Origin of the sequence: Gordonia hydrophobica NBRC 16057, assembly GCF_001592365.1 — a bacterium.
GTDB lineage: Bacteria > Actinomycetota > Actinomycetes > Mycobacteriales > Mycobacteriaceae > Gordonia > Gordonia hydrophobica.
Map to the genome: position 1 here is coordinate 111,608 of NZ_BCWU01000001.1, position 23,316 is coordinate 134,923.

General features: G+C 64.4%; 23 protein-coding genes and 1 tRNA gene. 16 read left to right on the plus strand and 8 right to left on the minus strand.

All coding sequences use genetic code 11. The features are described 5' to 3' along the window. Positions 1-75 precede the first annotated feature (75 nt). From GH2_RS00525 to GH2_RS00575, 11 genes are all read left to right on the plus strand, one after another. Positions 76-1,725 carry an aromatic/alkene/methane monooxygenase hydroxylase/oxygenase subunit alpha gene (locus GH2_RS00525; RefSeq protein ID WP_066161679.1) on the plus strand — a complete coding sequence of 550 codons (1,650 nt, stop codon included), beginning with the start codon at positions 76-78 and terminating at the stop codon, positions 1,723-1,725. A gap of 93 nt (positions 1,726-1,818) precedes the next feature. Beyond that, a complete protein-coding gene (locus GH2_RS00530; RefSeq protein ID WP_066161681.1) occupies positions 1,819-2,862 on the plus strand; it encodes a 2Fe-2S iron-sulfur cluster-binding protein in 1,044 nt (347 codons plus the stop codon). 70 nt (positions 2,863-2,932) lie between these two features. Beyond that, positions 2,933-4,039: an aromatic/alkene monooxygenase hydroxylase subunit beta gene (locus tag GH2_RS00535; RefSeq protein WP_066161684.1), complete on the plus strand. Its 1,107-nt coding sequence runs from the start codon at positions 2,933-2,935 to the stop codon at positions 4,037-4,039. Next, a complete protein-coding gene (mimD, locus tag GH2_RS00540) occupies positions 4,036-4,377 on the plus strand; it encodes a propane 2-monooxygenase effector subunit MimD (RefSeq protein WP_066161685.1) in 342 nt (113 codons plus the stop codon). The genes GH2_RS00535 and mimD overlap by 4 nt, the downstream gene beginning before the upstream one ends. Before the next feature lie 125 nt (positions 4,378-4,502). After that, positions 4,503-5,504, plus strand: a complete 1,002-nt coding sequence (locus GH2_RS00545) for an amidohydrolase family protein (protein WP_066161687.1) — start codon at positions 4,503-4,505, stop codon at positions 5,502-5,504. A gap of 9 nt (positions 5,505-5,513) precedes the next feature. After that, positions 5,514-6,308: an iron-sulfur cluster assembly protein gene (locus GH2_RS00550; protein ID WP_066161689.1), complete on the plus strand. Its 795-nt coding sequence runs from the start codon at positions 5,514-5,516 to the stop codon at positions 6,306-6,308. Further along, a complete protein-coding gene (locus tag GH2_RS00555; protein WP_066161691.1) occupies positions 6,305-7,330 on the plus strand; it encodes an NAD(P)-dependent alcohol dehydrogenase in 1,026 nt (341 codons plus the stop codon). The genes GH2_RS00550 and GH2_RS00555 overlap by 4 nt, the downstream gene beginning before the upstream one ends. A 77-nt stretch (positions 7,331-7,407) precedes the next feature. Further along, positions 7,408-9,060 (plus strand): chaperonin GroEL, encoded by a 1,653-nt coding sequence (gene groL, locus GH2_RS00560; protein ID WP_066161692.1) that lies wholly within the window; start codon positions 7,408-7,410, stop codon positions 9,058-9,060. Between the two features lie 28 nt (positions 9,061-9,088). Further along, positions 9,089-9,412 carry a putative quinol monooxygenase gene (locus tag GH2_RS00565; protein WP_066161693.1) on the plus strand — a complete coding sequence of 108 codons (324 nt, stop codon included), beginning with the start codon at positions 9,089-9,091 and terminating at the stop codon, positions 9,410-9,412. Between the two features lie 64 nt (positions 9,413-9,476). Then, positions 9,477-10,817 (plus strand): FAD-binding oxidoreductase, encoded by a 1,341-nt coding sequence (locus tag GH2_RS00570; RefSeq protein ID WP_066163192.1) that lies wholly within the window; start codon positions 9,477-9,479, stop codon positions 10,815-10,817. A gap of 126 nt (positions 10,818-10,943) precedes the next feature. After that, positions 10,944-12,683, plus strand: coding sequence for a sigma-54-dependent Fis family transcriptional regulator (locus tag GH2_RS00575; RefSeq protein ID WP_066161695.1), 1,740 nt, complete (start codon positions 10,944-10,946; stop codon positions 12,681-12,683). 28 nt (positions 12,684-12,711) lie between these two features. Here the strand turns inward: GH2_RS00575 and GH2_RS00580 are convergent, their stop codons facing one another. Genes GH2_RS00580 through GH2_RS00595 form a run of 4 tightly spaced genes read right to left on the minus strand, consistent with a single transcriptional unit; the run spans position 12,712 to position 15,638 of the window. Continuing rightward, positions 12,712-13,068 carry a DUF488 domain-containing protein gene (locus GH2_RS00580; RefSeq protein ID WP_066161697.1) on the minus strand — a complete coding sequence of 119 codons (357 nt, stop codon included), beginning with the start codon at positions 13,066-13,068 and terminating at the stop codon, positions 12,712-12,714. 32 nt (positions 13,069-13,100) lie between these two features. After that, the gene (locus GH2_RS00585; RefSeq protein WP_066161699.1) at positions 13,101-14,162 is read right to left on the minus strand and encodes an ABC transporter permease; all 1,062 of its coding nucleotides are present in this window, start codon (positions 14,160-14,162) and stop codon (positions 13,101-13,103) included. Between the two features lies 1 nt (position 14,163). Beyond that, positions 14,164-15,012, minus strand: coding sequence for an ABC transporter ATP-binding protein (locus tag GH2_RS00590; protein WP_066161702.1), 849 nt, complete (start codon positions 15,010-15,012; stop codon positions 14,164-14,166). After that, entirely contained in the window at positions 15,009-15,638 is a 630-nt protein-coding gene (locus GH2_RS00595) for a dienelactone hydrolase family protein (RefSeq protein WP_244885283.1), read from the minus strand. The genes GH2_RS00590 and GH2_RS00595 overlap by 4 nt, the downstream gene beginning before the upstream one ends. A gap of 127 nt (positions 15,639-15,765) precedes the next feature. On the opposite strand from GH2_RS00595, the gene pgm reads away from it, so the two are divergent. The 4 genes from pgm to GH2_RS00615 all read left to right on the plus strand — a co-directional run bounded on the left by pgm (position 15,766) and on the right by GH2_RS00615 (position 18,990). Next, positions 15,766-17,409 carry a phosphoglucomutase (alpha-D-glucose-1,6-bisphosphate-dependent) gene (pgm, locus tag GH2_RS00600; protein WP_066161704.1) on the plus strand — a complete coding sequence of 548 codons (1,644 nt, stop codon included), beginning with the start codon at positions 15,766-15,768 and terminating at the stop codon, positions 17,407-17,409. Positions 17,410-17,438: 29 nt separating this feature from the next. Next, positions 17,439-18,167: a DsbA family protein gene (locus GH2_RS00605; protein WP_066161706.1), complete on the plus strand. Its 729-nt coding sequence runs from the start codon at positions 17,439-17,441 to the stop codon at positions 18,165-18,167. A 44-nt stretch (positions 18,168-18,211) separates the two neighbouring features. Further along, positions 18,212-18,799, plus strand: a complete 588-nt coding sequence (locus GH2_RS00610) for a DUF1707 SHOCT-like domain-containing protein (RefSeq protein WP_066163196.1) — start codon at positions 18,212-18,214, stop codon at positions 18,797-18,799. A 118-nt stretch (positions 18,800-18,917) separates the two neighbouring features. Next, positions 18,918-18,990, plus strand: a tRNA-Ala gene (locus GH2_RS00615). A gap of 81 nt (positions 18,991-19,071) precedes the next feature. Here the strand turns inward: GH2_RS00615 and GH2_RS00620 are convergent. The 4 genes from GH2_RS00620 to GH2_RS00635 all read right to left on the minus strand — a co-directional run bounded on the left by GH2_RS00620 (position 19,072) and on the right by GH2_RS00635 (position 22,481). After that, positions 19,072-19,449, minus strand: a complete 378-nt coding sequence (locus GH2_RS00620; RefSeq protein WP_204700954.1) for a TlpA family protein disulfide reductase — start codon at positions 19,447-19,449, stop codon at positions 19,072-19,074. Between the two features lie 149 nt (positions 19,450-19,598). Beyond that, positions 19,599-20,342, minus strand: a complete 744-nt coding sequence (locus GH2_RS00625) for an NADPH-dependent F420 reductase (RefSeq protein ID WP_239588498.1) — start codon at positions 20,340-20,342, stop codon at positions 19,599-19,601. Then, positions 20,342-21,403, minus strand: a complete 1,062-nt coding sequence (locus GH2_RS00630; RefSeq protein ID WP_066161709.1) for an LLM class flavin-dependent oxidoreductase — start codon at positions 21,401-21,403, stop codon at positions 20,342-20,344. Before GH2_RS00630 ends, GH2_RS00625 begins: the two co-directional genes overlap by 1 nt. Beyond that, entirely contained in the window at positions 21,390-22,481 is a 1,092-nt protein-coding gene (locus tag GH2_RS00635) for an LLM class flavin-dependent oxidoreductase (RefSeq protein WP_066161711.1), read from the minus strand. Before GH2_RS00635 ends, GH2_RS00630 begins: the two co-directional genes overlap by 14 nt. Before the next feature lie 216 nt (positions 22,482-22,697). On the opposite strand from GH2_RS00635, the gene GH2_RS00640 reads away from it, so the two are divergent. Beyond that, complete coding sequence (locus tag GH2_RS00640; protein WP_066161714.1) at positions 22,698-23,267, plus strand: TetR/AcrR family transcriptional regulator; 570 nt, start codon at positions 22,698-22,700, stop codon at positions 23,265-23,267. Positions 23,268-23,316: the final 49 nt, after the last annotated feature.

Consider the following 23,316-nt stretch of genomic DNA (forward strand, 5'->3'; position numbering starts at 1 on the left):
GAGCGCACTTGAATTGCTTCTACCACGTCAGCCAAGAGTCGACACACAGCCGACTCTCCGACTAGGAGGCAAATTTTGAGTAGGCAGAGCCTTACCAAGGCGCATGCAAAGATCACGGAATTGTCGTGGGAACCAACATTCGCCACTCCGGCGACTCGGTTCGGTACCGACTACACGTTTGAGAAGGCTCCCAAGAAGGATCCGCTCAAGCAGATCATGCGGTCGTATTTCCCCATGGAGGAGGAGAAGGACAACCGCGTCTACGGCGCGATGGACGGCGCCATTCGCGGCAACATGTTCCGACAGGTTCAGGAGCGGTGGCTCGAATGGCAAAAGCTGTTTCTGTCGATCATTCCCTTCCCGGAGATCTCCGCGGCCCGCGCCATGCCGATGGCGATCGACGCGGTGCCGAACCCCGAGATTCACAACGGACTCGCGGTACAGATGATCGACGAAGTACGGCACTCGACGATTCAGATGAATCTGAAGAAGCTGTACATGAACAACTACATCGACCCGGCCGGCTTCGACATCACGGAGAAGGCGTTCGCGAACAACTACGCGGGCACGATCGGCCGCCAGTTCGGCGAGGGATTCATCACCGGTGACGCGATCACCGCGGCCAACATCTATTTGACCGTGGTCGCGGAGACCGCCTTCACGAACACCTTGTTCGTCGCCATGCCGGACGAGGCGGCGGCCAATGGCGACTACCTGTTGCCGACGGTCTTCCACTCGGTGCAGTCGGACGAGTCGCGCCACATCTCGAACGGCTACTCCATTCTCTTGATGGCACTCGCCGATGAACGCAACCGGCCGTTGCTGGAACGGGACCTGCGTTACGCCTGGTGGAACAACCACTGCGTGGTGGACGCGGCGATCGGCACCTTCATCGAGTACGGGACCAAGGACCGTCGGAAGGATCGCGAGAGCTACGCCGAGATGTGGCGTCGGTGGATCTACGACGACTACTACCGCAGCTACCTGCTCCCGCTGGAGAAGTACGGTCTGACGATTCCGCACGACCTGGTCGAGGAAGCCTGGAAGCGCATCGTCGACAAGCACTACGTGCACGAGGTCGCACGGTTCTTCGCCACCGGTTGGCCGGTCAACTACTGGCGCATCGATGCGATGACCGACACCGACTTCGAATGGTTCGAAGAGAAGTACCCCGGTTGGTACAACAAGTTCGGCAAGTGGTGGGAGAACTACAACCGTCTGGCCTACCCGGGTCGGAACAAGCCGATCGCGTTCGAGGAGGTCGGATACCAGTATCCGCACCGTTGCTGGACGTGCATGGTTCCGTGCCTCATCCGTGAGGACATGGTCGACGACAAGGTCGACGGACAGTGGCGTACCTACTGCTCGGAGACCTGCCACTGGACCGACGTCACCGCATTCCGCGGTGAGTACGAGGGCCGCGAGACGCCGAATATGGGGCGTCTCACCGGATTCCGTGAGTGGGAGACGTTGCATCACGGCGGCGATCTCGCCGACATCGTGCAGAACCTCGGCTACGTCCGCGACGACGGTAAGACGTTGATCGGCCAGCCGCACCTGCATCTCGACGACCCGAAGAAGCTGTGGACTCTCGACGATGTCCGCGGCATTCAGTTCAACAGTCCCAATGTGGTGTTGAACGAGATGTCTGACGCCGAACGCGAGAAGCATCTCGCCGACTACCGGGCAGACACGGTTGCTGCGGCGTACTACGCCGCCAACTGACTCGTCATCACCGGTGGGTCGCCCCGACGGAATCGTCGGGGCGGTCCACCACCCTTCCTAAACTTCACCATTCTGCTTCACCGAGGAGTCATTGTGTCCGACACTCACCGCATCAACTTCGTGCCCGTGGACATCGAGATGGAAGTCGGCGAGGACGAGACGATCCTCGACGCCGCGTTCCGCCAAGGCATACACCTCATGCACGGGTGTCGTGAAGGACGCTGCTCCGCGTGCAAATCCATGGTTCTCGACGGCGACGTCCAGATGGACGATTACTCGACATTCGCGTGTAACGATGCCGAAGTCGAGGAGGGCTATGTCCTTCTCTGTCGGACGTGGGCGTATGACGACTGCGAGATCGAACTGTTGAACTTCGACGAAGACGAACTTCTCGGAGGAGCGCCGATTCAAGACATTCGGACGAAGATCGTCGCGATCGAGCCGAAGACTGCCGACATCGTCTCCCTGCAATTGGAAGCGGTGGAGCCGGCTGAATTCGAATTCAAATCGGGACAGTTCGTGGACATTCACGTGCCCGGCCATGAAGGCGTCACGAGATCGTTCTCGTTGGCAACCACCCAGGCTGACCCGAAACATTTCGAATTCCTCATCAAGAAGTATCCCGGCGGTCTTTTCGCAGGGCTGCTGGACGACGGGCTCGAGGTCGGCGCCGATCTCGACCTCACCGGGCCCTATGGGTCGTTCACCATCAAAGACGGACGGGTCTTGCCGATCATTCTGGTCGGTGGCGGCGCAGGCATGGCCCCCGTGCTCTCGCTGCTTCGGCACGCCAGCGAAATCGGACTGGAACGTCCGATGCGCTTCTACTACGGAGCGCGTACGGCGTCGGATCTGTTCTACCTCGACGAGATCGCCGCTCTCGGTGCACAACTCGCCGATTTCGAGTTCATCGCCTGTCTCTCGGAGTCGCTCGACGACCTGCCCGCGGGAGTTCGAGTGGAGCAGGGCAACGTCACCGACGTCGTCGACCGGAACGAAGCCGAACTCGGCCGCACCGAGGTGTATCTCTGCGGCCCGCCGCCGATGGTCGACGCCGCGCTCGCGCTCGCCGACTCCAAGCTCGTCCCGAAGGACCAAGTCTTCTACGACAAGTTCACCAGCCCGGCGTTCGACTGATCGTCCACGCCGCTGAGCTACCCAGCCCTTGTACAGGCCGACCTGGCCGCTGCAGAGAGGAACACCCAGCATGTCCGCACCAAGCGCACCACGGGAAAGAAGCTTCCCGAGCATCGAATTCACGGATGCTGAAGCCGGCGCCCTGGAATTTCCGAGCTCGAAGAGCCGAAAGTTCAGCTACTTCGAACCATCGAAGAAGCGCGCGACGATGTATGAGGAAGTCACCGTCGACGTTCAGCCAGACCCGGCCCGCCACCTGACGCAGGGCTGGATCTACGGATTCGGCACCGGACCCGGGGGATACCCCCACGAGTGGACGCAGGCGCGCTCGAGCAACTGGCACGAATTCCTCGACCCCAACGAGGAGTGGGACCAGACCATCTACCGGAACAACTCGGCAGTCGTTCATCAGGTGGAGCTGTGTCTGCGCAACGCCAAACGCGCCCATGCCTACGGTGGCTGGAACCGGCCGTGGCTGAAGTTCATCGAACGCAACCTCGGTGCCTGGATGCACGCCGAGAACGGTCTCGCGTTGCACGTGTTCACCTCGATCCAGCGGTCCGGACCGACGAACATGATCAACACGGCGGTGGCCGTCAACGCGGCACACAAGATGCGGTTTGCGCAAGACCTCGCCTTGTTCAATCTGGACCTGGCCGACGAAATGCCGGACTTCGACGGCGCGGCGCACAAAGAGGTGTGGCAGAACGCCGTCGAATGGCAGCCGACGCGTGAAGCCGTCGAGCGCCTCACCGCGATCGGCGATTGGTGCCAACTGTTGTTCGTGACGAACATCGTCTTCGAACAGCTCGTCGGCTCCTTGTTCCGCAGCGATCTGGTGATGCAGGTGGCTGCCCGCAACGGCGACTACATCACGCCGACGATCGTCGGCACCGGTGAGCACGACTACGACCGCGACCTGGCCTACACGCGCAATCTGTTCCGGATGCTCTCGCGCGATCCGGAACACGGTGAGTACAACCGTGAACTGTTCGGGCAGTGGATGGCCGAATGGGTGCCGCGGTGCCTGGATGCGGCCCGTGCGCTGCAGCCGATCTGGTCGCAGCCTGCAGAGAAGTCAATAACGTTCGCTTCCAGCCTGGAAGCCGCCATCAACAATTTCCGTGAAGTCCTGACGACCATCGAGGTCGACGTTCCCAAGGAGCTGAACCAGTGAGTATGAATTTCGGATCGTCCACCGAGTTTTCGAACATGTGCGGCGTGACCCTGATGAACACTCCGATCGGTCGCGTCGTCGCCGACGTGATGGGCGCCAAAGAAGGCGTCGAACTGACCGAGTATCCGTCGATGATCCGCGTCGACGGGAGCGGCCGGCTCAATTTCGACTACGAGGAACTGACCGACGCGCTCGGTCAAGACTTCGACGGCTCGGTCTTCGAAGAGATCAGCTCGACGCACTACGGCCGCATGGTCCACCTCGACGACCAGACGATCCTGTTCGCCAGCCCGGAGGACGCGGCCGAGTACATCGGTTTCGACCTGACCGCCTCCTGAAGACGCTCCTCGCCGGGTCGGCCCATCACCCGCGACCCGGCGAGGAGTCACCATCCGACACGAACCCACCGAGACACGCGATCCGCACAGTCATCGCGTCGACGAATGAAAGTGAGTGACCTGACATGTATGAGAAGAATGGCGAGAAGTATTTCATCGTCGACGCGCACGTCCACCTGTGGGACGGTCGCGCTGAGAACCACAAGAACATTCACGGCAAACAGTTCATCGACTGCTTCTACGACTATCACCGCAATCTGAGCCCCGAAGAAGAGGTCTGGGAGTACGACGAGTACACCTACTACGGCGGCGATCGGATGATGAAGGACTTGTTCGTCGACGGATATGTCGACCACGCAATCGTCCAGCCGACTGTTCTCGCTGAGTTCTACAAGACCGGTTTCTCGCAGTATCGGGAGATCGAAGATCTCCGGGCCAAGAACCCCGACATCCTTACTCACAATTACGCCTACGACCCCCGCCACGGAGAAGATGGGCTTGAGAAACTCCGTCGTGATGCCGCCAAACACCAGTTCACCGGAGTCAAGCTCTACACGGCGGACTGGTACGGCGAGTCTCGCGGCTACAAGCTCGATGACCCGTGGTCGCGGCGCTATCTCGAAGAGTGCCTGAAACTGGGTGTCAAGAACGTCCACGTTCACAAGGGCCCCACCATTCGGCCCCTCGACAAGGACGCTTTCGATGTGGGCGATGTCGACAAGGTCGCGACCGACTACACCGATCTCAACTTCATCATCGAACACGTCGGTCTGCCACGCCTCGAGGATTTCTGCTGGATCGCGACGCAGGAGCCGAACGTCTACGGCGGACTCGCGGTGGCGATGCCGTTCATCCACACCAGGCCGCGCTACTTCGCGCAGATCATCGGTGAGCTCCTGTACTGGCTGGATGAGGATCGCATTCTGTTCTCGAGCGACTATGCGCTGTGGACCCCGCGGTGGCTGATCGAGAAGTTCGTTGATTTCCAGATCCCGGAGGACATGACCGAGTACGCACCGCTGACAGTCGACCAGAAGAAGAAGATCCTCGGACTGAATGCAGCCGCGCTGTATCCGCACATCCAGGTTCCCGCGGAACTGCAACTGCCGTCGTCGGCACTGGTTTAGGAGACCGTGATGACTGCGCTGGAGCAACGGGCTCAGACGTCTGCGGGCTCGCCGGGCACGGATGAGAGTCTCGAGTCGAAGATCATGGACGGCCTGGGAACCGTGATGGATCCGGAGCTGGACGAACCGATCACCGAGCTGAAGTTCGTTCGCTCGATCGCCATCGACGATGACGGGGTGTCGGTTCACCTCCGGTTGCCGACGTCGTTCTGCTCCCCGAACTTCGCCTACTTGATGGCGTCGGACGCCGTTGATGCGCTCGAGCTCATCGACGACATCGGGGTGGTGCGGGTGTATCTCGACGACCACCACGACAGCGACAAGATCAATGCGGGCCTCGCAGCTCGGGCGGGCTATCGAGGCACCTTCGGGCAGGAGGCGCAGGAGAGCCTCGTCGAACTCCGCGAGACGTTCCTGCGGAAGGCCCACACCGCAGCCATGGAGCGCAGTCTGTCGCGCCTGATCGCCCAGGGATCGGCGACATCGGAGACCGTCGGGCGGGTCACCCTGCGTGACCTGCCCGAGGACCAGACGACATTCGCGCTTCGGCGTCGGCGGACGGCGATCGGACTCAGCCTGTGTCCCAACGCGCCGGTCCTGGTCGACGACCAGGGGCGGTCGCTACCGGACGATCAGGTGCCGATCCGATTGCGGTTCGCTCGATCGGTCCGAATCTCGATCGAGGGCAATTCTCACTTCTGTCGCGGCTTGTTGGCAACGCGTTATGCCGACGACGGCGACTGTGCGGGCACCGACGGCCCGCTCATCACCAACATGCGCACCCGCGCGGAGAGGTCGTCATGAAGGCAGTGCAGGTGGTCGGCTACCACCAGGATCTGGTTCTCAACGAGGTTCCCAAGCCCGAGGTCACCGGACCGATGGATGTGATCGTGCGGATCGGCGGCGCCGGCGTGTGCCGGACTGATCTGCACATCCTGGAGGGGCAGTGGGAACCGAAGACGCACGTCGCATTGCCGTACACCATCGGGCACGAGAACGCCGGATGGGTCGACGCGATCGGCAGCTCGGTCACCAATGTCGAGGTCGGTGACAAGGTGATCCTCCATCCCCTGATCACCTGCGGGTTGTGCCGAGCCTGCCGCGCGGGCGACGACGTGCACTGCGAGGACAACCAGTTCCCGGGGATCGACACCGACGGCGGTTACGCCGAGTACCTCAAGACCACCGCCCGCAGTGTGGTCAAGCTCGACGACTCGCTGGAGCCGGCCGAGGTCGCAGCACTCGCCGACGCCGGCCTGACCGCCTATCACGCGGCAGCAAAAGTCGCGGCGGTCACCCGGCCGGGCGATTACTGCGTGGTCATCGGCGCAGGCGGACTGGGCCACATCGGCATCCAGGTCCTCGCGGCGATCTCCGGTGTCACGATGATCGTGGTCGATCGCAATCCCGACGCTCTGGCGCTGGCCGTCGACGTGGGCGCGGACCATGGGATCGTCGCCGACGGCACGCACATTCAGCAGGTCTTGGACATCACCGGCGGCCGCGGAGCCGAGGCGGTCCTCGACTTCGTCGGTGAGGGCGGCGCCACGGCAGAGGGCGTCGCAATGCTGCGGAACGCAGGCAATTACCTGGTGGTCGGGTACGGCGAGAACATCGACGTGCCGACGATCGACATCGTCTCCAGCGAGATCAACTTCATCGGAAACCTCGTCGGGTCGTACAACGACCTGGGGGAACTGATGGCGCTCGCCGCCCAGGGCAAGGTGAAGCTGCACACCACCGAGTACCCGCTGGAACAGTTCGGGGCCGCGCTCAAGGACCTCGACGCCGGTCGCGTCAGGGGACGAGCAATCCTCGTCCCCTGACCGCGCGACGCTGCTGCCGGATCACTCCACCATCTCCGTAACCCGGTCTCGGACCGGTTCCCGAAAGGCTCGCCATCATGGCAAAAGAAGTGCGCTACAACTCCGATGCCCGCCTCCGACTGGAACGCGGTGTCAACGCCCTCGCCGACGCGGTCAAGGTGACGCTCGGACCGAAGGGACGCAATGCCGTCCTCGAGAAGCTGACCGGTCCGCCGACGATCACCAATGACGGTGTCACCATCGCCCGCGAGATCCAGCTTCGCGATCCGTTCGCGAACATGGGTGCGCAACTGGTCAAAGAAGTCGCGATGAAGACGAACGGCGTCGTGGGCGACGGCACCACGACGGCGACGGTCTTGGCGCAGGCCATGGTCAGGGAAGGCCTCCGGGCCGTCGATCGCGGGGCGAACCCGATGCGCGTGCGTCGCGGGATCGAGCGTGGCGTCGGCGCCGTGCTGGGTGCCCTCGACGAGCAGGCGGTGCAGGTGACCGACACGTCCGAACTGGTCAAGATCGCCAGCCTGGCGGCGAGTGACGACGAGACCATCGGCGCCGCGATCACCGAGGCAGTCGAGTTCGCGGGTCGCAGCGGCGTCATCACCACCGAGGAGTCGGACAGCCTGGGCATCTCCGTCGACGTCGTCGATGGCATCGAGTTCAGCCACGGGTACACCTCGGGCTACATGGTGACCGATCCCGAGCGGATGGAAGCGGTGCTCGACTCGCCGGTGGTCCTGCTGACGAACAAGAAGATCACGGCGGTGCAGGACGTGATGCCCGCGGTCGAGGCGGCCAAGCGGGCAGACCGGCCTCTGCTGGTGCTCGCCGAAGACGTCGACGGCGCGGCGCTGCAACTCCTCGTCGGCGGCAACATGCACAACACGATGCGCTCGGTCGTCGTGCGAGCCCCGGGATTCGGACACCGCCGTGTTGCCGAGTTGGAGGATCTCGCCGTGGCGCTCGGCGGACATGTGATCGCCAAGGACACGGGCATCGAACTCCACGAGGTCAGCATTACGCACCTCGGTGCGTGCACCCGGGTCACCGTCACGGAGAACGACACGACCATCGTCGGCGGCGCCGGCGAACAAGCGCTGATCGACGCGCGGGTCGCCCAACTGCAGGCGCAATTCGATCGCGCGCGGATCGATGCGGATCGCGACAGCTTGGAACTCCGCATCGCGCGACTGACCGGTCGCGTCGCGGTCATCAAAGTCGGTGGCTTCACCAGCGTCGAGCTCAAGGAGCGCATGCTGCGCGTCGAGGATGCGCTGTCGGCAACTCGGGCGGCCGTCGAGATGGGAGTTCTCGCCGGCGGAGGCACGGCTCTCGCGCAAGCGCACCGCGCGCTGGCAGATCTGACCGGCCTGTCCGACGACGAGGCAGTCGGCATCGAAGTGGTGCGGGGTTCGCTGGACGAGCCACTTCGGTGGATCGCAACCAATGCGGGCTTCGACGGCGACGACGTCGTCGCCGTGGTGTCGGGGCTTCCCCACGGCCACGGATTCAATGCGCTGACCGGTACCTACGGCGACATGTTCGAGGAGGGGATCATCGATCCCTACAAGGTCACGCGCGCCGCGCTCGAGAGTGCGGCGTCGATCGCAGCTCTGCTCATCACGACCGAGACCGCCGTCGTCGAGGAGATCTTCACCAATCCCGGAGCGATCGATGCTCCGGGCTTCGGGGACCTGGCTGAAGGCATGGTCCGCCCATCCAACATCTACTGATTCACGCAGCTGAGAAAAGGAGGATCTGATGATCTTCATCGTGGTGAAGTTCGACGTGCGCGACGAATACGTCGACAGTTGGATGGCGCGGACTGCGGCATTCACGGCTGCGACCCGCGCGGAACCGGGGAACCTGTGGTTCGACTGGTCGCGCAGTGTCGAGAATGCTTCCGAGTTCGTCCTGGTCGAGGCGTTCCGTGATGCCGACGCCGGTGCGGCCCACGTCAACGCACCGCACTTCCAGGAAGGCCTGGACGCGATGCGCCCGGCATTGAAATCGACCCCGCGCATCGTCAGCAGAGACGTCGAGGGTGACGGGTGGTCGGAAATGGGCGAGCTTGAGCACCGTTAGTAACGCTCTCGTCGATGGTGAAGCGTCACCGGCGCCGACGGACGCTGATCCGTCGGGCGCGGCGATCGCGGCCCTGAGATCGGTCATCGGCAGCGCGGTGACGGTCGACCCGGCGGTGGTGGAGAGCTATCGACGTGACCAGTCCAAGTTGACCAGCGCGGGCAGTCCGCTTTGTGTGGTCCGGGCGCGGTCCATCGACGACGTCCGGGCCACGATGCAATGGGCCCACGCGCGTCGGATTCCGGTGGTCACTCGCGGCGCCGGCTCCGGACTCGCCGGTGGCGCGAACGCCGTCGACGGTTGCGTCATCCTCAGCCTCGCCGGCCTCGATCAGATCATCCACATCGATGTCGCATCGAAGCTCGCCACCGTCCAGGCCGGAGTCGTCAATGCAGATCTGGCGCGGGCCGCAGCGGCGTCCGGACTGTGGTATCCGCCCGATCCCGGTAGTCGGGACTTCTCGACCATCGGCGGAAACGTCGCCACGAACGCGGGCGGATCGTGCTGTGTGAAGTACGGCGTGACGGCCGATCACGTGGCCAGGATCAAGGCGGTGCTGCCGGACGGGCGGGTGATCCACACCGGTTCCCGGACTCGGAAGAACGTGGCCGGACTCGACATCGGCAGCCTGCTCGTCGGCTCGGAGGGAACACTTGCCGTCATCGTCGAAGTCACCGTCCGTCTTCGACGAGCGCCCGGCGCCATGTCGACCGTCGTGGCGTCGTTTCCCGATTGCGCGAGCGCGATCGATGCCGTCATCGAGTGCGCGGCGGTCGCGGACCCCTGCGTGATGGAGGTGATGGATCGCACGACGATACGCGCGGTGGAGTCGATGACGCGGATGGGATTGGACGTCGAATCCGGCGCACTCCTGTTGATCCGGTGCGACGGCGCCGACTTCGCCGCCGATGCTGAGCGCTGTGCGGCCGTGTGCCGTCGTACCGCAGGTGAAGTGTGGTCGACGGACGACGCCGAGGAGGGCGAGGCGATGATGGCTGCGCGTCGGATGGCCTTGCCTGCGTTGGAACGCTCGGGAGGCGTTCTCCTCGACGACGTCGCCGTTCCGGTGCCCCAACTGCCGGGAATGATGCAGTCCATCGATCGGATCGCTGAGCGGTACGACATCCGTATCGGCACGTTCGGCCACGCGGGAGACGGCAATCTGCATCCGACGATCATGTTCGACGAGACCGATCCCAGCCAGGTGTCCCGAGCCGGCCAGGCGTTTGAGGCGATCGTCGAGCGTGCCGTCGAGTTGGGAGGGACGATCGCCGGCGAACACGGTGTCGGAGTCTTGAAACGCGCACATCTCCGATTGATGATCGGTGACGCCGAACTCGACCTCCAGTCCCGGATACGACAGGCCTTCGACCCGTACAAAATCCTTAATCCGGGTAAAGGGTGACGCCGAGAGATCTGGTTGCATCGGCAATCTCATTTTGAGACAGGGGTGGGTTTCGCGGGGGCGTAACCTGCCTGATGTGGTGATCTGCACCACAAATGATGGTGTGGGATGGGAGAGCGGGCTGGAATGGCGGATCTGGATATCGAGTTGGTTCGTGAGCGGTTTCTCAGTGATGAGTTGTCGACCGGGCATGTGCGGGAGCAGATCGAGACGTCGTGGCGACGGTCGAAAGCACTCGAAGTCGCGAGTACGCATGTCGCAGTGCCGTTCATCGGGGAGCCCGACCTCGACTCACTGTTGGTGGCGGCGGCGAATCCGGTGATCGAGAATCTCGTCGCCACGCTCTCCGACGAGCCGATATCCGTGATCCTCACCTCCGATGATGGAGTCGTTCTCAGCAGATCGGCTCAGCGCACCGACCTCCGTCATCGCCTGGACGACGTCCAGTTGGCGCCGGGCTTCTCCTACTCGGAGGAGTTCGTCGGCACCAATGGAATCGGTACAGCCTTGGCGACGCGGCGGTCGACGCTGGTCGTCGGCCCGGAGCACTACTCGGCGGCACTCACCGGATTGGCGTGCGCGGGGGTGCCGATCATTCACCCGATTTCCGGGGTCATGCTCGGAGCGCTCGACATGACGGGACGCTCGGCCATCGGTGGGCAGCTGATGCTCAGCCTCGCGGAGGCGACAGTCAAGGAGATCGAGGCACTCATCGTGCAGCACTCGGGCGAAGGCCACGTCGCTGCGTTCAATGCATATCTCGCCGAACGTCGTCGCAACCCGTCGGCGATGTTCATCGTTCTCGGCGAGGACATGACTCTGATGAACGAGAAGCTTCGTCGGACGCTCGGCTCGGCAGACGTCGCCGCCTTGATCGAGTATGCGATCGACGGTGCACACGCCGGCCTGCGCTCGGCGGTGCAGACGTTGCCGAGCGGGCGGACCGTGCGTTTGACACGAGTAGAGGACGCCGGGGCGACGCTCGCGCTGTTCGTGGTGCGTCTGGCGGACGAGGACACCCGGTCCGGAAGTGTGCGTCGCGGCCTGAGTGCCGCGCTGCCGGGGCTGGTGGGTTGGAGCGTGCCGTGGCGAATCCTGTGCGACGAGTTGCGGCATGCGCTCAGCTCCAGCATCTGGGTCGCGGTCGACGGCGAGGCCGGAACCGGTCGCTGTGCGGCGCTGCGGGCCGCTGCCGAGACGCATCGACCGGGTTTTGTCAGGGTGTTCGACGCCGCCGAGCTGGTCGTCGGTTCGGACCAGATGCGCGTACTCGAGGACGAGCTCGCGGACGATGGCTTCTCCGTGATCATCAGGAACATCGACCGATCACCCGCGGAGAGCATTGATTCGATCTCGGCGCTCTTGACCATGAACGCCGACCGCGGGTGGGTCGGCGCCACCATGACCTCGTCGGACGATTCAGGTGCGGTCTTCGACAACTTGATCGTTCCGCATTTCGCTCGGACAGTGATGGTGCCTGCCCTTCGACACCGAATTTCTGACCTGCAGGTATTGGTGCCGCAACTACTGCGCGAACTCACCTCAGGCGGCGATCTCGCCGTCACCCCGGCCGCGATGCGCATGCTCTCGGCGTACGAATGGCCGGGCAATGTGGCGCAATTGCGCAAGGTGTTGCGCGATGTGGTTCGGCAGCAACGGGCGGGGACGCTCGACGTCGACGCGTTGCCGCCGGAGGTCTGGTCGCATGGACGCAGCGCACTCAGTCCGATCGAGAGGATGGAGCGCGATGCGATCGTCGAGGCCCTGAGAGCGCACGAGTTCGACAAGGAACGCGCAGCGGCCGCTCTCGGAATCTCTCGAGCGACGATCTACCGCCGTATCAAGCAGTTCGGCATCAGCAACTGACGTGGCGGTCGGCGCCTCCGTCCGCGCCCTATCCCGCCAATTCGGCCTCGATCGCCTCGACCAGCGTCGGGACCTCGCTCTGCGCGGGGTCCTTCATCGCCGTTGCGAGTTCCAGGTCGCCGGCCTTGGCGAGGTCGACTAGTTCAGCGAGGGCGTCGGCGGCTGGGCCGGGAGCGGAGAGTTCGGCGAGGTAGCGCTCGTGGAACGTGTCGTATTGGTCCATGTTCGCGTGGTACCAACTGCGGAGTTCCTTCGACGGCGCCGCGTCTTTGAGCCACCGCCCGATGCGGGGGTCGTCCTTCTTGATCCCGCGGGGCCACAGGCGATCGACCAGCACACGGCCGTCCCCGGGGGCATCGTAGACGCGTGCGATAGAGACTGTCACGGTTGCTCCTTTCGCCGAGTTCGCCTCCGACGCTACGCCACGCGCACTCCCTTGGGGAGGCGGCGGGCAGGCACGTGCAGTCGTCGAACAGCGACCCAGACCCCGAGGGCGCCGAGGACGAGATTCGCCAGGAGACCCAGGTACCAGTTGTGGCCGATGTACCGCTTGTCTCGGCGGTCGCTGAGGTCACGGATGGTCTGGAAGTCGCTGCTCTGGTCCAACTGCGAGCACCGGAGGTCGGCGAGATCCGGTCCCGATCGTGCCAACGACTGCCCGAGCGCGGGCACAGACGCAGCGCTCCGCACGGAGTCGATCGTCTCGTGGTCCACGCCGCTCGCGACAGCGTCGCTCACCACCAGCAGCGGGTTCGGCAGCAGCAACCACCAGGTTCGTTCGGTGTGGACGACGCTCTTGGTGCGCGGGGCGTCGTCGCACTGGCGCACGCTGCCCGCGTTGTACACGTACCGCGCCTGCCGGACCTCGTGGTCCTGGTACAGCAGCGGAACGGTCATCCCGAAGGCGATCGGGAGTCCCACCAACAGGAGCAGGACGGTGGCCTGCGTGAGCATCGCCGAGGCGGCCGGTCGTGCGGTCAGGGCAGAGAACCCGAGCCCGAGACCGCAGTAACAGCCCAGCAGAAGCGCCGTGACGACGATGCCGAGCACACCGGCGAGGATCGACACCGGACCGGTGAACAAGCCCCACAGCAGGTAGGGGAGTGCGACCCCGATGAGTGCGAGCGAGGCCAGCCAGGATCCGAGGAGCTTGCCGAGAGTCAGTTCTGCCGAGGTGATCGGCGTGGCCTGGACCAGGGCGAGGGTCGCGTCGCGGCGGTCGCCGTTGATCGACGTCGCGGACATGGTGGGTGCGGCGGCCAGCCCGAGAAACAGGATGAGGCCGAGCGTGTAGTCGAACAGGAACTCGGCCCACAAGGCGTACCGCTGGTCGGCGATCACGACCGTCAGATACAGCGTGCCGAGAATGAGCACGCTGATGAGCAGGAACAGGATCGCGAGTGTCCACTTCCACCGGGTGGAACGGATCCGCTGCCGGACTTCCAGACCGGCGACAGTGGTGACGGCTGCAAGGTTCATGTCAGGTCCTGTCCGCGTCGAGGCCGAGGTAGACCTGTTCCAGACCAGTGCCGACTCGAGTGAACTCGGCGATCAGATGGCCGGCGGCGATCAACTGCGCCAGGTACTGCGCCGCTGCGGCGTCGTCCGGCAGTTCGACGGTGACCGCTCGATCGGCGGGTTCACCGACGCGTCGGATCCGCCACGACACGCGTTGGGCAGGCGGCGGAATCTGCGTGGCGCCCGCCTGCATCAGGACGATGTCGTCGCTCATCTCGTCGAGCTCGGACAAGATGTGCGACGACACCAGGACTGCGGTCCCGGCGTCGGCCAGGGTGCGGAGCAGCATTCGCAGTTCGATGCGTGAGCGTGGATCCATTCCGGATGCGGGTTCGTCGAGCAGGAGGATGCGCGGGCGGTTCATCAGGGCCCGGGCCAGGCCGAGGCGCTGCTTCTGGCCGCGGGACAGGCCGGACGCCGGAGCATCGGTGAACGCCTCCAGGTGGACCTGAGCCAGGAGCTCGCGGGCGCGGCCGTCGCCGTCGCGGGCCGACAGTCTGTAGAGCCTGCCAAAGGCCACGAGGATCTCGCGCGGGGTCAACGACTCCCACGTGCCGAACGTGTCGGGCATCCAGCCGGTGGCGGCCCGCAGTCTCGCGTGCTCGACGGCCGCGCCGTCGAACGTGATGGTGCCGCGATCGGGTTCCAACAGCCCCGCGAGCATCAGGAGAAGGGTGGTCTTCCCCGCACCGTTCGGGCCGACGAGCCCGGTGACCCGACCTGCGTGCAGCGCGACGTCGGCGGCCGTGACCGCATAGTGCCCGTTGAACGACCGAGCGAGTCCGGAGGCCTGCAGAACCGGGACGGTCATGCTGCGGACCGCTCCAACGCGTCGGCGACGAAACGCAGAGCGCTGCCCTGCCAGACGCCGACGTGATCGAGCATCGGGTGACCACCGCCGGGGATCGCGAGGTAGTCGGCGTCGACACCGCGGGCCACCAGTTCGGCGATGCCCTTCGCCGTGCGCGGAGCGCGGGTGACGGTGTCGGCGTCGCCGTGGACCGCGCGCACCCGCACGCCGTCGTGGATCTGCCGCCAGTCGGCGAACTGCCACCACGGCGCCAGTGCGAGGACATCGGTGACGCGCTCGTCGTCGCCGAGTTGCGCGGCGATCCGGCCGCCCATCGAATGGCCGATGACGGCGATCGGGACTCCGGGATGCTCGTCGGCGAGCGCCTCGAGGGCCGCACGAGCGTGCGGCATCGGACTCGCCTGGCCGCCGTTCCAGCCGTAGACGCGGTACTGCGCCTGCTTCACCCGGACCCGGGTGCCGAAGCGGGCTTGGATCGAGGCGGTGAACGGATACATCCGCAGTGCGGAGCCCTGCAACGGCGAGAAGCGGCGATAGCTGAAGTCGGTGCCGCCGGGCAGGACCAGGACCACGAGGTCGGGTGCCGTCGCGCTGCGGATCGGTGCCAGGAGGGCGTTGAGGAACACGATGTCGTCGCTCTCGATGTCAGGGATGAGTTGTGGCCAGAATAGCCAGGTTTCGTCACGGCGCGGGGACCGCGTCGTTCGGTCGTCGGACCGGTGTCGAACTGGTCGTGGTGGCAGAATTGAGGCTATGGCGCATCCGAGAGCAGGCACCCCCGCGACCGCTGACGATCTCATCGACGTGGCGGCGGTCGAGTCGGCCTATTACGAGATCAAGCCCGATCCGGCGAACCCGGATCAGCGCGTCGTGTTCGGCACGTCCGGGCACCGGGGGTCGAGCCTCGACGGTGCGTTCAACGAGGCGCACGTCCTGGCGATGACGCAGGCGATCGCCGAGCACCGCGAGAAGGCCGGGATCGAGGGACCGGTCTTCATCGGCTTCGACACCCATGCGCTCTCGATTCCGGCATGGCGCAGCGCGCTGGAGGTCCTGGTCGGCAACGGCGTCTCGGTCTTCACCGCCGACGAGGACCAGTTCACGCCCACCCCGGCCGTCAGTCGCGCGATCCTCCGCTTCAACCGGGAGAATCCGGGTGTCCAGGCGGATGGGATCGTGGTGACGCCGTCGCACAATCCTCCCGCCGACGGCGGCTTCAAGTACAATCCGCCGAGCGGCGGACCCGCGGACTCGGACATCACCGCGTCCATCGCCGCGCGCGCCAACGCGATCCTCGAAGGCGGCCTCCTCGACGTCCAGCGCGTTCCGTTCGAGCGCGCCCGCAGTTCCGAGCTGGTGATCGACTACCCGTTCCTCGGGGAGTACGTGACCGCGTTGGGCGAGGTCGTCAACATCGACGCGATCCGCGCCGCGGACGTGCAGATCGGCGCCGACCCGCTCGGCGGCGCCTCGGTCGCCTACTGGGGTGAGATCAAGGACTACTACGCGCTGGATTCGATGACGGTCGTCAATCCCGACACCGATCCCGCGTTCGGGTTCATGACGCTCGACACCGACGGCAAGATTCGGATGGACTGCAGTTCGCCGAACGCGATGGCGTCGTTGATCGCCGCCCGCGAGTCGTACGACATCGCGACCGGCAACGACGCCGACGCCGACCGGCACGGCATCGTCACCTCGGACGCCGGGCTGATGAACCCGAATCATTACCTCGCCGTCGCGATCGACTATCTGTTCACCCACCGTGACGGCTGGAGCGAAGCGTCGGCCATCGGAAAGACGCTGGTGTCGTCGTCGCTGATCAATCGAGTCGCCGCCGGCATCGGTCGCCCGCTGGTGGAGGTGCCGGTCGGGTTCAAATACTTCGTCGACGGGCTGCTGGACGGCACCATCGCCTTCGGCGGCGAGGAGAGCGCCGGAGCGTCGTTCCTGACCTTCGACGGTCGGCCGTGGTCCACCGACAAGGACGGCCTCATCATGAATCTGCTCGCCAGTGAGATCCTCGCGGTGACCGGGCAGACGCCGTCGGAGCGGTACGTCGACCTCGCCGAGCAGTTCGGCCAGACCGCGTACGCCCGGATCGACGCACCTGCCGACCGCGAGCAGAAGGCGCGTCTGGCGAAGCTGTCCGCGAGCCAGGTCAGCGCCTCGGAGCTCGCAGGGGAGCCGATCACCGCGATCCTCACCGAGGCGCCCGGCAACGGCGCCGCGATCGGCGGGTTGAAGGTCACCACCGAGAACGCCTGGTTCGCCGCCCGGCCGTCCGGCACCGAAGACGTGTACAAGATCTACGCCGAATCGTTCCGCGGTGCGGACCACCTGGCGCAGGTTCAGGCGGAGGCGCAGTCGCTGGTCGATTCGGTGCTCGGCGGGTAAGGGGATCGAACCCCGCTACAGTCGACAGCGTGACCAACGGCAAGAAACCGCGCGAGAATCCCGACTATCAGCCGCAGGCGGCAGGGGCGTCGTCGTACCTGTATCTCGGCATCGGACTCGTGGTCGTGATCGCGTTGGTGGTCGGCGGCTTCATCTGGATGAACAACAAGTCGTATCCGCCGGTCGACGACAAGGTCCTCGCCGAGAACGCGTCGTTCATCGTCGGCGACCGGGCCGCCCCGATCACGATCGACATCTTCGAGGACTTCCACTGCGAGCACTGCAGCGAGTTCGAGAAGCAGTCGAGCGCAGCGATTCGGCAGAACGTCATCGACGGCAAGATCCGTGCGCGCTACCACATGCTGAACTTCCTGGACGGGGCGTCGGACTCCGGCGACTACTCGTCGCGTGCCGCAGGCGCGGCGCTGTGCGTGGCCCGCAACGACGACCGCGAGGTGTTCTGGAAGCTGCATTCGGCGCTGTTCGAGCGGTGGAACGACGACCTGAACAATCAACAGATCGCCGATCTCGCGGTCGCCTCCGGGGCCGGCCCGACCAGCCGTGAGTGCATCGCGTCGGGCACATTGGTCGACGAAGCGCGCAGCATGGCCGACGCGTCGAAGGGGCAGTTGAACAACTCCACCGAGGGGCAGGTCGCGACGCCGACGGTGCTCCTGGCGGGTAAACAGGTGGAGAACATCACCGCGGGCACCGGCTGGCTCGACGACATCATTGCCGGGGATCGCCCCACGGCGTAGGTCGATGGCACCCGCGGGCCGCGCTTTCTCGTAGAGTGGCGGGCGTGAGCGCCGAACACCCAGACGACGACGTCCGCGTGGGCCATCCCGAGCGGGAGCGTGCGATCGGGCTGATCAACGATTCCTTCTCCCAGGGCTATCTCGACATCACCGAGTTCGAGCAGCGCTCCGGCGTCGTCTACGAGGCACGGACGCGCGGCGACCTCAGAGGAGTGGTGGCGGACCTGCCGAACGCGCAGACGTTGTTCCCGGACGCACCCGTCGTCGGTGCCGCCGCGTCGGTGGATCTGACCCCGGAGACGATCGCGGCGGAGTGGGATACGCATCGTCGCAAGGGTTCGTGGACGGTGCCCGCGAAGATGATTCTGACCGGGCAGATGGGTACCTTCGAGATCGACTATCGCCTGGCCACGTTCACCGCGCCGTCGGTCGAACTACAGTTGCAGGTCACGGCCTCCACCGTCCGAGTCCGCCTCGGTTCGGATCAGGAGATCCGGTATCAGTCGGTCGTCAAGACCGGGTGGTCGTCGATCAAGGACAAGGCGGGAGCGCCGGAGCGACCGGGCGGTCAGGTGATCACCGTGACCGGTTCGATCGGCGGAATGACCGGCATGACGATCAAACGATCCTGACGGCGGCGCATCTCTGCGCTCGGGTCGCCGACCAGCCGATTTGGTCCCCCCACGCGCGTGGGGTAATTTAGCTAGCGCACTCAGAGAGGCAAACAATCTGGTGCGTACAAGTGAACACGGGGCTATGGCGCAGCTGGTAGCGCACCACACTGGCAGTGTGGGGGTCAGGGGTTCGAGTCCCCTTAGCTCCACAGAGGAACGCAGATGTAAGCCCCCTTCGGATGATGCCGAAGGGGGCTTCGTCGTGTGTGCACAATGATGACGAATGCCGATCACGTGGAGGGAGCTACTTTGTGGAGCAGGGCCCGGGCGGCAGCCAGCCGGGGGACGCCGACGAGTCGGGAGAGGATTGTGCCCTGAGGACTGAGGAAGAAGACCGTCGGGATGTCGACAATCTGTAAGCGTTCTGCCTGCTCTGGGTGAAAGGCGAGGTCGATCTCCGCGTAATGCACTCCGGGTTCAGCGTCGACGACGCGTTTCAGCAGGAGTCGAGTGGCTCGGCACGGGGCGCAGAATCCCGACGAGATCTGGAGAATAGTCGCTCGTGAGCCCAGTTGGCCGATGAGATCGAGGCTCTCCTTGGCGAGTGATTGGGGCTGATCGCCGACCCCGTCTGTATCGGGGACTGTGGTGTTGACCTCGGATTTCATACCACTGGTTCTCCTCTCGTTATTCCAAATTTTAGCAGACCAAATGGACGGCTATTCTGTCTTGATGGTCGATAGTGGGCGCGGCTGTGTCGATTCGTGATGCGAGCGCGGTGGTGGATTGCTGTGGGGGAGCCCGACGGCCTGACCATTCAGCGGGACGGTATTGAGGGGTAGTCTCCGCGGCTCACCATCTGTTGTGCCGTCGGCGAGGGATGCGATGTCGCCGCGGATGAAGACGAGCGCGACGCGGTTGGCCGCGGATCGAGTAGTGCCGAGAGCTCGTCGAGACCGAGATTGGCGCCGAATGCCGGATGCCCCGGCTGGAGCGCAGTTCCAGCGTCGAGCCTGCCGATCGCGAGGGGGTCGAAGCCGAATGCGTCGACGATCGAGGCGACCTCCGCGACGTCGGCGGGATCGTCGCCGGCGATGGCGACGGCTTTGCGAACTGCCGAACCCGACGGACGAGCCTCGTCCTCGAGGTCGTGATAGCCCATATGGTTGAAGGCTTTGACGATGCGCGAGTCTGCGAGGAAATCCTGCACCGCGTGGCTGGTGGAGGTGCGTGGATCGCTGAGATCGTCCCGGACGCCGTCGGTTTCCAGCCAGTAGTTCATGGCGTCAATGACTAGTTTTCCGGAAAGGTGCTCGCGTGGAACAGTGTGGTATTTTCCGAGCGGAAGTGCCAGGATCACCGCGTCCGCTGTCCGTGCCGCTTCCGCGGACCACACCGCGGTGGCACCCGGGGCGAGTACGTCTACCGTCAGCGCGATGTCGACCGGATCTCCCGAAGCTGCGATGAGCACGCGGTAGCCCGCGCCCACAGCGAGTCGCGCCAGCACCGTGCCGACTTTGCCTGCGCCAAGAATCCCGATCGTGGTCTGATTGGTGGCCATCATCGGAGTCTTCCTGGCTCGGTGTGCGCGGTGAGCATGTCGCGCACCATCGGGATCACCTTGGTGCCGTAGAGCTCCACTGAGCGCATCAGCGCGCTGGTCGGGATCGCGGTGGCCATCGGCAGGTCGAAGCGGCCCAGGCCGAGTGCGCGGACGGCGTGGACGATCTTTCGTGCCACCGTCTCCGGAGAGCCGACATACAAAGAGCCGTAGGTGATCTCCCGGTCGAAGTCCGCACGGTGCATGGGCTGCCACCCGCGTTCGCGGGCGATCTGGTCGTGATCCTTCTTGTAGTGATCGAAGAAGATCTCTTTAGCTTGGTCGTCGGTGTCGGCGATCAGCCCGGGGGAGTGCATGCCGATGGGGTGTGCAACCTGGCCGAACTCTTCAGCGGCTCTCCGATAGAGCTCCGTGTATCGGGCGAAGCGTTGCGGCGGTCCACTGATCACCGCAAGCATCAGACGAAAGCCGTAGCGCGCCGTGCGAAGGACCGATTGGGGAGAACCTCCGACGCCGACCCAGGTGTCCAGTCGACCGCTTTCGGTCTTGGGGAACACATCGGCAGCGTGCAGCGGGGCGCGCATGGTTCCTTCCCACGTCACCGGTTGCTCGTCGAGCAGACGATTGAAGAGGTCGATCTTCTCCTCGAACAGCACCTCGTAGTTCGCCAGATCGTAGCCGAACAGGGGATACGACTCGGTGAAGGAGCCTCGGCCGAGCATCACTTCCGCGCGACCGTTCGACAGGGCGTCGACGGTGGCGAACCGTTGAAAGACGCGCACGGGATCATCCGTTGAGAGCACCGTGACCGCTGAGCCGAGCCGGATGCGATCGGTTCTCGTCGCGATTCCGGCGAGCACGGTCTCCGGTGTGGAGATCGCGTACTCGTGGCGATGGTGCTCGCCCAAGCCGATCGCGTCGATGCCGACGTCTTCGGCCAGCACTGCCAGGTCTACGGTGTTGCGAATGGCCTGCGCATAGGTGATCAGGTTGTCATTGTCATCGCGTGTCCGGTCGCCGAAGAATTGGAAACCGAACTGGATGTTGTCACTGGGTTGCATGGGTTCCTCCGTGTGTGCCGGTGACCTCGTTGCTGTCGGCGAGCAATTCGCGCACCCGCGGCGCGACCGACTCGCCGAACAGCCGGATGCTGTCCTCTCGTGATTGCCGGGGCATGCCGACTGCGTCGTACTTCAGGTCGAATCGAGACAGATGATTCGACCGGGCGATCGATGCGATCTTCTGTGCGACGGTCTCGGCCGACCCGACGAATAATGCACCGGTGTCGATCTCTTGGCGGTAGCGTTTTCTGCTGGGTCGAAACCAGCCGTTCGACTCGTGTGCTTCGGTGATCATCCGTTCCCAGAACGGCCAGTATCGTTCCGCGGCTTCGTCATCGGTGGCGGCGACGAGTCCGAGAGAGTGCTGGCCGATCGGCAGTTCCGGTCGGCCGAACTCGTCGAGTGCGCGCAGGTACAACTGTGCTTGCCTCGCGAACCGTTCTGGCCGGCCGCCGATCACAGCCATCATCAGTGGTAGGCCGTGTTCGGCAGCGCGGAGCACTGATTCCGGACTTCCCCCGATCCCGATCCACGTCGGGATGCCGCCGTCGGGCATCCGGGGACGCAGGTACGCATCGGATAAGGGGCTGCGGTACTTGCCCGACCAGGTGACTCGCTCGGTCCGCATGAGTTGGAGGAACAGGTCGAGTTTCTCCGTGAACAACTCGTGATACTCCGCGATCTCGTACCCGAACAGGGAGAAGGCATCGAGCACGCTGGCGCGACCCAGAACGAGTTGGGTACGTCCATTCGAGATGGCATCCACCGTTGAGAACTCGTGGTATAGGCGGACCGGATCCTGTGTCGATAAGACGGTGACCGAGGTTCCGAGTCCGATGGTGCTCGTCGCCTGCGCAGCGGCCGCCAGTAGTACGGGGGTTGCCGTATCGACATAGTCCTCCCGATAGTGCTCTCCGATACTGAAGACATCCAGGCCGGCAGACTCTGCCAGTTCTGCTTCCTCCACCAGGAGTCGCACCGTCTCGGCATCACTGAGTGTGCGGTGGTTGTCAGTGGCCACTTCTCCGAACGAGTTCAAACCGAACTCGAACTGACCGGGATCCGTCGGGACTCTCATGCAAACTCCATTTCGGGGGCGCGTGGTGATAGTTGAGGATGCGATGACATCGCCTCAACCGACTATCTAGTCGGTACAATAGTATTTAGAGTCCGATTATTCCCGGGTGCAGGCGGGCCTAGAGGTCTCGGGGACGTGCGCGTCGCGGTGGTCGGTCAGACAGTCCGGCGGGTCGACTTGTTCAGACCGAATGGGCCTATTCTGTGGGGACAGTCGATGATGTGGGAGCCGAACATGAGCGAACGCCCAGCAACGAGGAACACAGAGCGCACACGTCGTGCCATCCTCGATGCGGCTGCCGACTTGCTCTTACGCAAGGGGGGCAGCGTAACCGTTGCGGACGTTGCCACCGAGGCGAAGGTCTCCAAGAGCGGACTCCTGCACCACTTCTCGTCCCGTGATGCCCTGCTCCTGGAAGTGCTTCGCGACCTGCAGGCCAGGCTGGAAGCCGAGGTGCAAGCGAATCTGGACCTCTCCGAGAACTGTCCAGGCAAGATGCTGCGCGCCTATGTACGCACCCTTTGTCTCAGCGGCAGTGACCTCCCCGGTTTCCTCAGCGCGATGCCGTTCTGGATCGGACTCGAAGGGGTCCCGGGAGCGTCCGAACTCGAACGTGAGCACCAGAATTGGTTGAGCAAGCAATTCCTGGCCGATGGTTTCGACCCCACTCTCGCACGCATCGTCCGACGCGCATCCGAAGGTCTGGCGTCGGGGCGCGCGTGCGGCGACGAGAGTGACGATGATGTCCGGCACGCGGGCGACGAACTCATCCGGATGACCCTGTGATGTTGCCGGCTCTCGAGGCGGGGATTGTCGCGGGCATTCGTGCGTCGCG